The organism is Prosthecobacter sp., assembly GCF_014879935.1.
Classification (GTDB): Bacteria; Verrucomicrobiota; Verrucomicrobiia; order Verrucomicrobiales; family Verrucomicrobiaceae; genus Prosthecobacter.
This window is the reverse complement of record NZ_JACSRD010000203.1, coordinates 1-13,550: the sequence shown is the minus strand read 5'-3', so window position 1 is coordinate 13,550 and position 13,550 is coordinate 1. Positions and strand designations below refer to the sequence as shown.

The 13,550-nt window shown below is 62.9% G+C and carries 11 protein-coding genes; 8 read left to right on the top strand and 3 right to left on the bottom strand.

Going from position 1 to position 13,550, the window contains the following annotated elements:
* Together IAE77_RS22960 and IAE77_RS22955 are read left to right on the top strand one after the other, a co-directional pair.
* Positions 1-525: hypothetical protein (locus IAE77_RS22960; RefSeq protein WP_294231792.1), on the top strand; the 525-nt coding region annotated here is incomplete at its 5' end.
* Between the two features lie 328 nt (positions 526-853).
* Positions 854-1,702, top strand: a complete 849-nt coding sequence (locus IAE77_RS22955; RefSeq protein ID WP_294231790.1) for an amidohydrolase family protein — start codon at positions 854-856, stop codon at positions 1,700-1,702.
* 7 nt (positions 1,703-1,709) lie between these two features.
* Here IAE77_RS22955 and IAE77_RS22950 read toward each other — a convergent pair whose 3' ends face one another.
* Complete coding sequence (locus tag IAE77_RS22950; protein ID WP_294231788.1) at positions 1,710-3,920, bottom strand: MASE1 domain-containing protein; 2,211 nt, start codon at positions 3,918-3,920, stop codon at positions 1,710-1,712.
* 103 nt (positions 3,921-4,023) lie between these two features.
* Entirely contained in the window at positions 4,024-4,764 is a 741-nt protein-coding gene (locus tag IAE77_RS22945; RefSeq protein ID WP_294231786.1) for a response regulator transcription factor, read from the bottom strand.
* 355 nt (positions 4,765-5,119) lie between these two features.
* Here IAE77_RS22945 and IAE77_RS22940 point away from each other — a divergent pair, with 355 nt between their 5' ends.
* The 5 genes from IAE77_RS22940 to IAE77_RS22920 all read left to right on the top strand — a co-directional run bounded on the left by IAE77_RS22940 (position 5,120) and on the right by IAE77_RS22920 (position 10,066).
* The gene (locus IAE77_RS22940; protein ID WP_294231784.1) at positions 5,120-5,887 is read left to right on the top strand and encodes an alpha/beta hydrolase; all 768 of its coding nucleotides are present in this window, start codon (positions 5,120-5,122) and stop codon (positions 5,885-5,887) included.
* 39 nt (positions 5,888-5,926) lie between these two features.
* Positions 5,927-7,462: a sulfatase-like hydrolase/transferase gene (locus IAE77_RS22935; protein WP_294231782.1), complete on the top strand. Its 1,536-nt coding sequence runs from the start codon at positions 5,927-5,929 to the stop codon at positions 7,460-7,462.
* Positions 7,463-7,500: 38 nt separating this feature from the next.
* The gene (locus IAE77_RS22930; RefSeq protein WP_345781010.1) at positions 7,501-7,839 is read left to right on the top strand and encodes a tRNA-binding protein; all 339 of its coding nucleotides are present in this window, start codon (positions 7,501-7,503) and stop codon (positions 7,837-7,839) included.
* Between the two features lie 17 nt (positions 7,840-7,856).
* Positions 7,857-9,281, top strand: coding sequence for a sulfatase-like hydrolase/transferase (locus tag IAE77_RS22925; RefSeq protein WP_294231778.1), 1,425 nt, complete (start codon positions 7,857-7,859; stop codon positions 9,279-9,281).
* 122 nt (positions 9,282-9,403) lie between these two features.
* The gene (locus tag IAE77_RS22920) at positions 9,404-10,066 is read left to right on the top strand and encodes a family 16 glycoside hydrolase (protein ID WP_294231777.1); all 663 of its coding nucleotides are present in this window, start codon (positions 9,404-9,406) and stop codon (positions 10,064-10,066) included.
* 22 nt (positions 10,067-10,088) lie between these two features.
* Here the strand turns inward: IAE77_RS22920 and tmpT are convergent, their stop codons facing one another.
* On the bottom strand, positions 10,089-12,161 hold the full coding sequence (tmpT, locus tag IAE77_RS22915) for a thiopurine S-methyltransferase (protein ID WP_294231775.1): 2,073 nt from the start codon (positions 12,159-12,161) through the stop codon (positions 10,089-10,091).
* A 151-nt stretch (positions 12,162-12,312) separates the two neighbouring features.
* Between tmpT and IAE77_RS22910 the strand changes: the two genes are divergently transcribed.
* Positions 12,313-13,212: a LysR family transcriptional regulator gene (locus IAE77_RS22910; RefSeq protein ID WP_294231774.1), complete on the top strand. Its 900-nt coding sequence runs from the start codon at positions 12,313-12,315 to the stop codon at positions 13,210-13,212.
* Positions 13,213-13,550: the final 338 nt, after the last annotated feature.

The following is a 13,550-nucleotide window of genomic DNA, read 5'->3' as shown; positions in this document are numbered from 1 at the left end:
CGCCTTTTTCAATCAAACGTGCCGCGCTTCCGACCTGCTCACGCAAGTCGGGCCGCAGCCATAAAGTCTCGAAAGCGCCGGAGGGTCGGCGCACTCCAGGACGCTGCCGCGATTCTTTCATTCCAGGGTATCAACGACATCATCCCGTTATTACCCGACTTGTGGGTCAAGTTCAGGTCAGGGCTTCGCTTCCTGCATTCGGCGGGTTCTGTTCCAGATCACACTCAGCACGGAGTCTGTTTCCCGCAGCATGGCTTCATTCGTGAAGCGCAGGGTTTCAATGCCCTTGGACTTCAAAAAGTTGCATCGCGCCTCATCGTGCGCACGACCTTCGAGGCTGTTGTGCTGGCCTCAATCCAGCTCGATGGCGAGCTGGAGTTCGGCACAATAAATCGAGGATGTAAGGCTCGATTGGATGCTGACGACGGAACTTCCGACGGTTCACACGGTGGTCACGAAGGCAGGACCAAAGCAAGTCTTCAGCATCCGTGGATTCACGTCGTTGTTTGCGGGCAAACTCAATGAGTTCGAGGCGTTCTCCGCTGATCTCGTGATGGATCCTTTCCAGCCGTGTGAGCATGATGGAGATGAGAGGCAGACCGACTTGGCGTCAAGGTCTGGTGGACCCCTCACCCAGCCTCTCCCCGAAGGCAATCAGGTTGACTGCGACCTCAGGCGCTGGGAGAGGGGGCTGCGTTGTGTTTCTTCGTAGCCCCCAGCATTCGTGGAGCTGCTGTCTTCAAAGCGAGCGATCAAGTGGAGAATCACTTCTTTTTCTTCTTCGCCCCCGGTTTCGGGCCCGTGTTTGTGAAAGCTGGATGCGGCGAGGAACGAGTTAGGAAACTCGTTCTCCATGATCATCGACGTCCATTCCCACGCCTGGCACTTTCCCGCTGACTTTTCGGACGACTTCATCACGCAGGCGGGCCGTGCTCGGCCCGGAGTGAAGGTGGACATGAGCGCGACGTATGAGGCGTATCGGGCATCGGCTCCGGAGGACACCACGACGATCGTGTTTGGCGGGAAAGCGAAGCTGAGCGGTCTGTGGGTGGATGACAGGACGGTGGCAGATTACGTGGCGCGGGATGCGCGGCGGCTGGTCGGCTTCATGTCGATCGACCCGACGCAGGACGGCTGGGAGCGCGAAATGCGCGTCGGTCATGAGGAACTCGGTCTGCGCGGCATCAAACTGCTGCCGATGTATGCGGGTTTCAGCCCGGATGATCCGAAGCTGGAGCCGCTGTGGCAGCATGCGGAGAAGAACGGCCTGCCGGTGCTGCTGCACATGGGCACCACGTTCATCGCGCAGGCGCCGCTGGCTTTCACGCTGCCGCGGTTGATCGAACCCGTCGCCGTGAAGCATCCGGGCGTGAAGATCATCCTCGCCCACCTCGGTCATCCGTATGAGGGCGAGTGCATCGTGACGATCCGGAAGCACGAGAACGTCTTCGCAGATGTCAGCGCGCTGCATTACCGCCCGTGGCAGCTCTACAACTCGCTCATGCTCGTGCAGGAATACGGCGTGTGGCACAAGGTGCTCTTCGGCACGGATTTCCCGTTCACCACGGTGAATGCGAGCATCGACGGCCTGCGCAAGCTCAATGGCATGCTGGAGGGCACGAAGCTGCCACGTCTCGACGTGAGTCAGATCGAGGCGATGATCCACCGTGACAGTTTGCGGCTGCTCGGGCTGAAAGCGTGAGGTGCTCTCACGCGGTTGCGATCAAAGGCAGCACGCAGGTGACCATGGTGCCGCCCTCGGGCGGGCTTTCGATCGTGAGCCTGGCCCCGATGACCGCCGCGCGATGGCGCATCATGCGCAGACCGAGGCCGTGTGAGCGGAACTGCTCGGCAGGGAGTCCGGAGCCGTCGTCCGCGACTGAAAGGACGATGTTTTCGTCGTTCACATCGAGGCTGATGATGATCTCGGCCGCGCTGGCATGCTTCGTGGCATTCACGACGGCCTCCTGGGCGATGCGATAGAGGTGCATGGCGGCCGCATTGTCCCGCACAGGCACGGAATGCGGGCAATGCAGGCTGCAGCGCAAAGTGTCCACGCTGCTGCTGGCGGCGAGGTGACGCAGAGCGGCCACGAGGCCCTCGGCATCCAGTTCCACGGGATGGAGGCCGCGTGCGACGTCCCGCGCCTGCTGCGTGGCCTCGCGGATGAGCTGGGTGAGATCGTCGAGTTTTTCCGCCTCCTCGTCGAGTCCCTTGGCGCGAACGTCCGCCGCCAGGGTGCTGGCCATGAAGGCCACACCGGAGAGATGCTGGCAGACGCCATCGTGCAGATTCTGGCCGAGCGTGAGGCGCTCGCGCTCGCTGATCTGCGTCATTTCATCCTCAAGACGCTGGCGGTCGGCGTATTCGCGTGCCAGCTCGGTGTTCGCGGCCACGAGCCGCTCCGTGCGTTCGGTCACGCGCTCCTCCAGCCGTTCGTTCATGGCTGCGAGGTCGTCCTTCGCACGCCTGAGCTCGGTGGAGTCGATGAAGGCCGCCACGCAGCCTCGCGACTGGCCTTTCTCATCGAGCACCGGCACGGCGTTGCCGTAGATGAAGCGCACGTCGCCGTTGGCAAAGGTCAGTTGCTGTTCCTGTCCGATGACAGCCCTGCCTGTGGCGGAGGCCTTCTGCATCGCCAGTTCGGTCAGAGGCAGGTCCTGGCCGTTGATCCGCACGTCGAAGGCGAGCTGTGGAGCGTCCGGTGGCGGTGTCTTGGAGAGGTTCCGGCCCGGCGGCACACGCAGCAGCTCATGAGCGGGCCCGTTTCCCGTGATGTGATGGCAGTCCGGGTCGTGGGAGACGCAGACCATGGCCGGGATGGCATCCATCGTGGCCTGCAGGGCGGCGTTTGTCTCCCGCAGGGACGCGGTGCCGTCCTTGTGCGCGGCCACGAAGTTTGCCAGCGTGAGGCTGCTCACGCCTGTGACCCAGAGAAAGGCCAGCCAGATGAGGGTGGAATTGAATTCCGAGGCCACGTCCAGCTCCCCGAACTGCTCATGTGCATGCCAGACAAAAAAGACGCCCAGGATGACCAGGCCGAAGGCCGTGCCACGCAGGCCCACGCGGATGGCGATCCACATGAGCGGCGCGATCATGATGAACTTCAACACCTGCGCGGTCTGCTCCGGCATGGCGCTCCGGCCGATGACCATCCCGCTCATCACCACCCAGCAGGCTGCGGCAAGAAACAGAAACGCCATGACGGTCTCGATGCCGTGCAGCACCTGCGTGCGATCCCACCAGCGCGATTTCCACTGCTTCTCCGGGCTGATGAGCTGGAACAAACGTCCCGAGGCCTGCCACGACAGGCGTTTGCGCCGTGTCAGGCAGAACAAGAACGGCACGAGATACAGCATGCCCGTGGCATCGCCGCTCCACCACGTCAGCAGCAGCCGCTGGTGCTCGCTCCACGGGGCGATGCCTGCCGCGCACACTGCGGCCGGGCCGATGGCCGCGCTCACCGCCGGCGCCAGCAGCGCCACCGTGGCAAACCAGAACACCCCCATGCCCCGGCCGAACAGCAGCCGGTCGCCTGACCGCAGGGTGCCGTCGTCGTCAAATTTTGCCCGCAACCGGCACAGCCACCAGCCGGCCAGGGCCTCCAGCGCGTTTCCTGTCGCGATCACGGCGGAAATCGTCACCAGGGTGCCGTCCGCCGCGACCTCGTTCCTGGAAAAGACCGCGAAGTTCGCCCAGAACGCCGCCAGCCATACGCCGGGCCACGCCTTCCAGCCGAACAGCAGCAGCCCGGCCAGCGCGACACCTGCCGGCGGCCAGACGGGGGATGCATTCGTGGGATCGATGGCCATGAGCAGCCCGACCCTGGCACCGGCATAGTAAAGCAGGGCGAGCATGACCGTTCCCACTGGCAGACGCCAGCGGCTGGTGTTCTTGGCGGTGGAGTCGTTTTCCATCATCGCTGTCATTCCGTATATGGACGGCAGGCAGGCCCGGAAAATTGTCCCGCCTTTCCCTGACTGGGGCATGAGCGAGTGGATGCGGCATTCATAAAGGCACCCCTCACGGCTGGCTCGTGGCGGCACCCTCCGCGTGCTCGCAGACCCATTCCACAGCGGCGCGGGCCAGCTCGCCTGCGGTGGTGAAACCGAACTTCTCCTTGATGTGCGCCCGGTGGGTTTCCACGGTTTTCACGCTCAGATTCAGCTCCGCCGCGATCTGCCGCGTGCCCTTGCCACGACCGATCGCGCTGAAGACCTCCAGCTCCCGGTCCGTCAGCCGCTCCACCGAGGTGCGGCTGCGCAGCCTGCCCGTGCCGGAGAGAAAGGTGCCGAGAAACCGCGTCCCCAGCGAGTCGCTGAGATACACCTCGCCCGAAAGCACCCGCCGCATCGCCGCGACCACCTGCGGTCCTGGGGCTGACTTCATGATGTAGCCGCGCCCGCCAGCCCGCAGCGCCCGCTCGGCATAGATCATCTCGTCATGCATCGAAAGAAACAGCGCCGGCAGCTCCGGGTGCAGCGTCCTGATCGACTTCATCAGCTCGATGCCATTGCTGCCTTCGATGGAGACATCCATCAGCAGCAGATCCGGCCCCGCGCGGCCGATCTCGCTCAATGCCTCCGGTGCCGAGCCCACGTGGCCGCACAGCTCGAAGTCATGCTCCCGCTCGATCAGAATCCGGATGCCCTGCACGAAGACCGGATGATCATCCACGATGAAAACGCGTGTCCGCGGCCTGCCTGCCGGAGCTGAGGGCGGAGTCGGGGAACGGGCGGCGGAGCAAGGCGTGGGAATCAGCATGAAGCGTGTTTTTCGTTTCGCCGATTGTGAGGCCGCCACGGAATCGCACAATCAGGTTAAACCACTTTCTGCCATCAGGCATTCCACGATGACGGCGGCTCACTCCCACAACGCCTCACAGTGTGGCCGGCAGAACCGCGCGTGTCTCCGCCGCAGCGGACGCTCCCAGCGGAGACCATCACTGGGAAAGCAGGGCTCGATTGTCTGCGCTCCCAGGCGGTAACGGCCCGTAGCAACCCGACGCGGCCACGATCCGTGTGCGTGACGGAGAGATGGTAGAATGAATGCCATCAGAAGATCGATCTGCTCGTCATCACTCCCTCACCTGCGCTTTGAGCGACCTCTGCCAGTCGGGATGCTGCTTCTTGTACTCCTGAAACGCCTCGTGCTCCTGCAGGGCAAGACCGTGGTGGTGGACTTCTACCTGCCGCAGAACGTCCAGAAGGCCCCCGTCGTCATCGTTTCACATGGCTTCACCCGTCATCGCCGTGTCATGGCCGGCTGGGGAATCCTTCTCGCGCAGCACGGCATGATCGCCGTCGTGCCGGATCTGCCGTTCTTTGCGAATCAGACCGGCAATTCACGCGCGATCAACGAATTGATCGCCCTCGCGCATGAGCCGGGCCGCATCAGCGGGCCGCTGCTCAATGGCGACGTGGCACTCATGGGACACTCGGCGGGCGGATTCGACTCCGTGCTCGCCGCCTCACGTGCCAGGAGCGTGCGCTGCTGGATCGGTCTCGATCCCTCGGACTTCCGGGGTCGCGGCCTCGACGCCATGCACACGATGCATTCGCCCGGCCTCATGCTGCTCGCCGAGCCTGGCATGTGGAACCAGCATGCCAATGCGCTGTCCTGGTTGGAAAAACCCGCAGCATCGCTCATGGCCCTGCGCGTTCGCGATTCGACCCATTGCGATCCCGAGAATCCCACCAGCGCGCTCGCTGAAATGGTCTGCGGCAGGACAGACGCCGCACGACGTGCGATCTATGAGCGCTACGCGCTCGCCATGCTCAAGAAGCATCTCTTTGGCGACGCCGCCTCCATACAAGTGTTGAACCACGCCGCGCAGGACAAGGCCGTCACCGTGCTGGCCTCACCGGCAGGTGCGAAAGTGGAATGATTCAGCGCTTCCTCCCGTTAGCAGACACTTCCTTCCACCATGAGACTCCCCGCCCTTTGCCTCAGCCTCCTTGCCGCCTGGTCTTCGATCTCCGCCGCGCCCCGGCCGAACATCGTCGTCATGCTCGTCGATGACATGGGCGTGATGGACACCTCCCTGCCGTTTTTGACCGATGCGGAGGGCAAACCGAGGCGCTATCCGCTCAACGAGTGGTATCGCACGCCAAACATGGAGCGCCTCGCGGCCAAAGGCGTCCGCTTCAACAACTTCTGCGCCATGAGCGTGTGCTCGCCCACGCGCATCAGCATCATGACCGGCCAGAACGCCGCGCGTCATCGCACCACGAACTGGATCAATCCTGACAACAACAATGCCGGACCTCAAGGCCCCGCCGATTGGAACTGGAACGGCATCAAACCTGGCGATGTCACCCTACCGGGAGTGCTCCAGGCCAATGGCTACCGCACGATCCACGTCGGCAAAGGTCACTTCGCGCCGCGGGCATTCGAAGCGGCCGATCCGTCAAAGATCGGCTTCGACATCAATGTGGCCGGCGGTTCCATCGGCGCCCCGGGCAGCTACTACGGGAAGCAGAACTTCGACCGCCCGGCGAAAGCCAACGCCAAGGTCAAACGCGGCAGCCACGCCGTCCCCGGCCTCGAAAAATACCACGGCCAGGACATCTTCCTCACCGAGGCCCTCACCATCGAGGCCAAGGCCCACGTCAGCGACGCGGTGAAGGAGAAAAAGCCCTTCTTCCTCTACTTCGCGCAGTATGCGGTCCACGCACCTTTTGACTCCGATCCGCGATTTGCCCCGCACTACGCCAGCAGCGGCCGGTCACCCCAGGCGCAGGCCTTTGCCACCCTCATCGAAGGCATGGACAAGTCGCTTGGCGATCTCCTCGATCATCTCGACGCGCTCGGCATCGCTGAAAACACGCTCGTGTTCTTCCTCGGCGACAACGGCAGCGATGCTCCGCTCGGTCACGAGCACGAGGTGGCCTGCGCTGCTCCGCTGCGCGGCAAAAAGGGCTCGCATTACGAAGGCGGCATGCGCGTGCCCTTCATCGCAGCCTGGGCCAAGGCGGACGCCGGCAATGAGCATCAAAAGCGCCTCCCCATTGCCCCGAATGCCGTCCAAAGCCAGCAGGCCGCCGTGTACGATCTCTTTCCCACCATCCTCGGCCTCACCGACATCTCCACACCGGCTCAACACACCCTCGACGGCCAAAAACTCGACACACTGCTGACCGCCCGGCCGGACACACAGCGCGAGGAGAAGTTCCTCATGCACTATCCGCATGCCCCGCATCGCACCGACTACTTCACCACCTTCCGGGATGGCGAATGGAAGGTCATTTATCACTACTTCCCCGGCAAAGCCAGCGGTGGCAGCCACTACCAGCTCTACCACCTCAAAACCGACCCCTTTGAGCAGAACGATCTGGCTCAAACCCATCCCGCCGAGCTCAAACGCCTCATGCAGGGCCTCATCGCCGGCCTCGAAGCTCAAAATGCCGTCTATCCCGTCGAAAAGAGCACGCAAACCCCTGTGAAGCCGAAACTGCCCTGAGGCGTCGTGGACAGGGCAAAAGCAACGATGAAGGCTGCATCCGCATGATCACCTTCGATGACTTTTTGAAAGTGGAACTCCGCGTGGGCCGTGTGATCGAGGTGCGGGAGTTCCCCGAGGCAAAAAAGGCCGCGTTCATCCTGCACATCGACTTCGGTCCCGAAATCGGCATCAAGAAATCGAGCGCTCAGATCACCTCTCTGTATCGGCCCGCGACCCTGGTGGGCCGTCTCGTCGTCGCGGTCGTGAATTTTCCCCCGAAGCAGATCGGCCCCCTCATGTCCGAATGCCTCGTCACCGGCTTTCACAACGAAAACGGCGAAGTCGCCCTCTGCGTGCCCGACCAGGAAGTCCCGCTCGGCACCCGGTTGTTGTGAAACCCTTGCGAATCATCATGAAATTCATTCTCCGGCTCAGTTGGCGCAGCGCACGCTTCGTGGCGCTCGCTGTCTCGCTTGGCTCGGTTTCGTCATTCGCCGCCACGCCGCGCCCAAACGTTCTCGTCATTGTCAGCGACGATCAAGGCTTTGGCGATTTCGGCTTCACGGGGAACAAGCTCGTGCAAACACCCAACATCGACCGGCTCGCGGCCGAGTCCGCGGTGTATCGGCACTTCATCGTCGCCGCGGCGTGCTCGCCGACACGCGCGATGCTTTTCACCGGCCGGGATCATCTGCTCACCGGCGTGTGGGGTGTGCCGCCGCGTGCCAATCTGCGCGATGACGAGACGCGCATGCCCGCTTTCTTCAAAGCCGCAGGCTATCGCACGCTGCACGTCGGCAAGCTCGACTGCGCGACGGTGACGAAGCGGTCGCCCGATGCCTTCGGCTGGGACGAGTGGCTCGGCGGCGGCGCTTACGAGCACAAAGATCCGATGATCTTTCAGCGCGGCAACAACCGCCGCGAGCAGGGCTGGACTGCGGACCTCTGGACAGGCTACGCGCTCGATCACATGCGCCAGCATCACGACGAGCCGTGGTTCGCCACCGTGGCCTACATGCTCCCGCACCTGCCGTGGGTGTGTGATGAGAAATACAGCGCGCCCTTTCTCGCCAAAGGCTGCTCCAGCGACCTCGCCGCCTGCTACGGCTGCATCGCGCAACTCGACGCCTGCATCGGCCGCCTGCTCGATGGCTTGCAGGAAAGCGGCCAGGCAGAGCGCACCATCATCGTCTTCCACAGCGACAACGGACCCACCAGCCCCGAGGCCAGGCACGATGACGCCGACGGCAACGTGCCCGGTGACGACTGGCCGCAGCGCAACGTCGCCCGCCTACGCGGCCACAAGGCGCTCGCGTGGGAAAACGGCACCCGCGTGCCGCTCCTCGTGCGCTGGCCCGGCCGCATCGCCCCTGGAGATCGCGAACAACTCGCCGGTGTTGAGGACGTGCTGCCCACGCTGCTCGACCTCGCCGAGGTAAAAGCCGACATTGTCACGCACCAGCCCTTCACCGGCATCAGTTTGAAGCCCTCATTGATGCATGCAGCCACCGTCACCGACCGCGCACCGCTGCTCCGCATCACCATTGCCGGTCCCGGAGCACCCAGGGACGTGCCCGAGGGCAAAACGCGTCGCTTGGAAGATCACCACCTCTCACTGCGCGGCCCGCGATTCAAATACCACGCCCTCCCCGGCGGCCAAAGCGCCCTGCACGACCTCACGACCGATCCTGGCGAGACCACCGACGTGACATCAAAGCATTCCGCCGTCGCCGTGCAGATGGCCGCCGAATGCCGCCAACGCTGGGACGCCATCGTTAAAAGCGGGCGCGCCTTCATGCCGCCCCCTCCGGGCACCCAGGAGAAGAAAGCGAAGTAAACATCGGCAGCGTTGAAGGTAGCGCCACCCGTCGGGCAACCGATGTTGGCGAAGCCTGTGCTTCGGCCACAAACGCAGTTTTGCTCAAAACAACCATGACTCCGACGTTTGATCTGCTCCCCATGAAGCAACTTCTCGCTCTCTTTGTCTCCCTTTCCTTTTTCGCTGCTGGACCGCTGGCTCAAAAGGGCGAGCTGCTGTTCACCGATGACTTCGAGCGCAGCGAGCTCGGCGAGTGGAAAACGGTCATTCCGAGCTTCGCGGTGCAAAACGGCGTCTTGAAGGGCTGGCAGACGCGCGATGACCACGGTGCGGTGGGACGTGTTTACAAGCCGATGAAGGACGTCGTGGTCGAGTTCAAGTTCATGCTCGACGGCTCCACCGGCTTCAACGCGGTCTTTGACGACAAGAACCACAAAGGATCGCACGCCGGGCACATCTGCCGCGTGGCCTTCGCGCCGAAACAGATCCGCATCGGCGATGACAAGGAAGGCGTCATGCGCAACGACATCTTCGAGATGCGCAAAGATCCCGCCAAGAAGAGGGAGGCCGACAAACGGCTCGTCGGTCGCGGCAGCGCCGTGAATCGCGTTGTCGAACCAAAGAAATGGCACACCGTGCGCATCGAACTCCTCGGCGATACGCTCCGTGTGACGATGGATGACGAGCCGGCGGGCGAATTGAAGTCCCCCGGCATCGCCCACGAGACGAAAACGAGCCTCCACTTCACCGTGAACGGCCCCGGTGTGCTCTTCGACGACGTGCGCATTTGGGCGGCGAAGTGAGTCCGCCCGCTTCCCCGCCGCCTCATGAACAACAGGGCTGCAGGTCCTCTGGAAGCTGTTGAGGGCGGCGATGACTGAGTGCGAACACGATGGCCGCAAGCGTGACGGCAGTGGCGGCGGCAAAGGCGACGTGCATGCCTCGCACCACAGCCTCGGGTGGTGTGATCGCCAGATCCTGACCGCCTGACGCTGTCGCGAACACGGTGGTGATGACAGAGCTGCCCGTGATCAATCCGAGATTGCGTGAGAGGTTGAGCAGGCCGGAAACGAGACCTCGCTGATCACTGCTGACTTTTGACATCATCGCCGTGTTGTTGGCGGTTTGGAAAAGCGCATAGCCAGCGGTCATCACCATGAGGGGAAAGGCGTAGCCCGGCACACCGACAGACACGGGCAGCAAGGCCAGCGTCATGGTGCTGGCGCCGATGGCTGTGAGACCGAGAAAGGTCATGCTCGATGCACCGTGGCGATCCACCAGACGCCCGGCAGGAACCCCAGCCAGCACCACCACCAGCGGCCCCGCCGACATGATCAGCCCGACCTGCGATGCCGAAAGGCCCAGCGCATACGTGAGATAGAAAGGCCCGACGACCAGGCTGGTCATCAGCACGGTGGCAACGAGAAGACTCAGCACGAGACCTGTCCGTCTTTCCCGATCATGCAACAGCGCGAGCGGCATCAGCGGCGACGGAGAACGCGATTCCACCGCGACAAAAAGAGTCGTTCCGATTCCTGCCACAGCCAGCAGGGCCACGTTCATCCAACCCAAGTGGCCACGGCCCAACGTCATCGCTGTTGCATAGGCCGTGAGCGAGATCCCAAGCAACATCATGCCCAAAAGATCAAACGGGTTGCGGGATGGCTCTCTTGCCTCACGGGCTGGCGTCTGCCTTTGACGAAGGAGCACGAGCGCCAACAGGCCCAGAGGCGCATTGATGGTGAAGATGGCTCTCCAGCCCACCAGCGAAAGCAGCAGTCCTCCCAACGCTGGCCCGAACGCCGTGCCAGCCGCCGACATCGCGCCGAGCAACCCCATGGCGCTGCCCGTTTTCCCTTTGGGCACCACCTCGCTGATCGTTGCCAAAGCCAACGACATCATCACCGCTGCACCGAGACCCTGAACCACTCGCGTGGCGATCAGGAAGCCTAGCGAAGGTGCCAAGCCGCTGAGAAAAGAAGCGGCCGCAAACACGGCAACGCCGACCATCAACAAGCGTTGGCGGCCGAACCAATCTCCCAGTCGTCCCGCCCCAACAATCAGCACCGTGATGGCCAGAAGATAGGCGATCACGATCCACTGAACCTCTTGCAATGAGGCTCCGAATTCCTGCGCCAAGGTCGGCAATGCCACGTTGGCGACGCTGGTGCCGAGCGATGCCAGGAGCATGGTCAGAGACAGGCCGGCCACCTGCCAGCGTGTCTCTGGCGGCGAACTCTTCTGCTCGTCGCCCGCCTTCGGCTTCGGGCGCAACAACCAGACGCTCTGGGCAGCGGGGCACTTGCCTTTCAGGCCTCCGCTCATCGATTCCCGCTCCAGGAGCGTGAGCTCGTGGGTGCGTCCGTAGTGCCCGGCGATTTCATCTTCGCTCACGGCAAAGGGCGGTCCATCGAGCAGGCTTTGGTCATACTCATAGCTGATCAGCAACTGCGGGGCCGTGTTTGCGATCTCGTTGATGTGCCTGGCATAGCGCCGCCGCATTTCTTCTGGCAGAGCCACCAAGGCTGCTCGGTCATACACCGCATCCACAGGCCCCAGCGTGTCGCGACTCACGTCAAAGACATCGCCGACGAACATATCGATGTGCTCCGCCTGATAGTGGATCAGCCTGCCCGCAGCCGTTTTGCGCGCTTCGATCCCGAGTTCGGCGAACAATTGCTCAACCGCGTCCTCGCTCAGCTCCGCAGCGACCACGCGATGTCCGCGGGCAAGCAGCCAGCCGATATCCAAGGTCTTGCCGCACATGGGAACGAACACGCGGCTGCCGGGTGGCAGGGCAAGCGAATGCAGATGTCTGACGAGCAACGGATTGGCCGTGTGTTCGTGAAATTGGATCTCTTTGTTGTTCCATCGTTGGTGCCAAAAATCTGCTTTCATGGGGATGTGTGGGTGGTCGTCATCGGGTCCGCTATCGAAGCTGAACTCGATCCAGCCCGAGGTTCGCCCATCGCGGCACTGGCGGAAGGCGCAGCGTTTGCACTTCATTCGTGCGTTTGACGCCATGTCACAGCCAGCGAGAGTCCGGCCCATGTCGAAACCCGATCTGAATCTGCTGTTCACTCTTCAGGCCCTGCTGGAGGAGGGAAGCGTGGCCAAGGCTGCGCGTCGTCTGCATCTCAGCGCCTCCGCCATGAGCCGCGCCCTGGCCCGTCTGCGGCAGACCACTGGCGATCCGCTGCTGGTGCGCGCAGGTCGAGGACTCGTGGCCAGTCCTCGCGCCATCGAGTTGAGCGGCCAGATCACACAACTCGTCCAAAGTGCCGAGACCGCTTTGCGACCGGCGTCCAGGCTCGATCCGAAGAAACTTCAGCGTCTTTTCAGCCTGCGCACGAGCGAAGGCTTTGTGGAGAACTTCGGGCCTGCCTTGATCGCCCGGATCAGCAAGGAAGCGCCGGGGGTGAAGCTCTGCTTTGTGCCGAAGCCGGACAAGGACAGCGCCTCACTGCGAAAAGGTGCGGTGGATCTGGAAACGGGCGTCGTGAGTGAGGAAATCGGCCCGGAAATCCGCACCCAGGCGCTGTTCAAAGACCGTCTCATCGGTGTCGTAAGAACGGGTCATGCCTTAAGTCGGGGCAAAATCAGCGCCACTCGCTTCGCCGCTGGCCGACACATCGCCGTGTCGCGAAACGGCGATACCAAAGGCCCGGTGGACGATGCCGTGCACGCCCTTGGCCTCCGCCGTGACGTGGTCATGATCGTCGGTGGTTTCGCCACGGCCGTTTCACTCGCCAAAGCTTCCGACATGATCGCGACGGTGCCGGAAAAGCACACAGGCGTCCTTCGCAGCGGCATGCACAGCTTCCGCCTCCCATTTTCGACCGCACCGTTCACCGTGTCCATGCTCTGGCATCCTCGGTCCGATGCCGACCCGGGTCACCGATGGCTGCGGGAATGTGTGAGGGATGTCTGCTCAGAGCAGGCCCGGTAGGCCGTGTTTGAAAACCTGTTTAGAAGTCGCGGAGCGACGAACGTGCCGTAGCCCGGCCTTTCAAGGCCGGGAACAGGCAACGGCGTGACGCCCCAAGGCATCCGGTGTCGCAGAGCGACACGCGAACCTGCCGCCTCGGGAGGACGGGTTCGGGCGTCGCGCTGCGACGCGGGTCATGGCTCAACACGATCACCCGCATCCTCTCCCGGCCTTGAAAGGCCGGGCAACGAGACGGCTGCCGCTCTGCGGCAGAGGTTTTCAAACACGGCCTAGGCAGTGTTTTAAAACCTCTTGAGAGGCTGCATCCAGTCGATGATCGCGGCAAAAGCAAGCAGTGA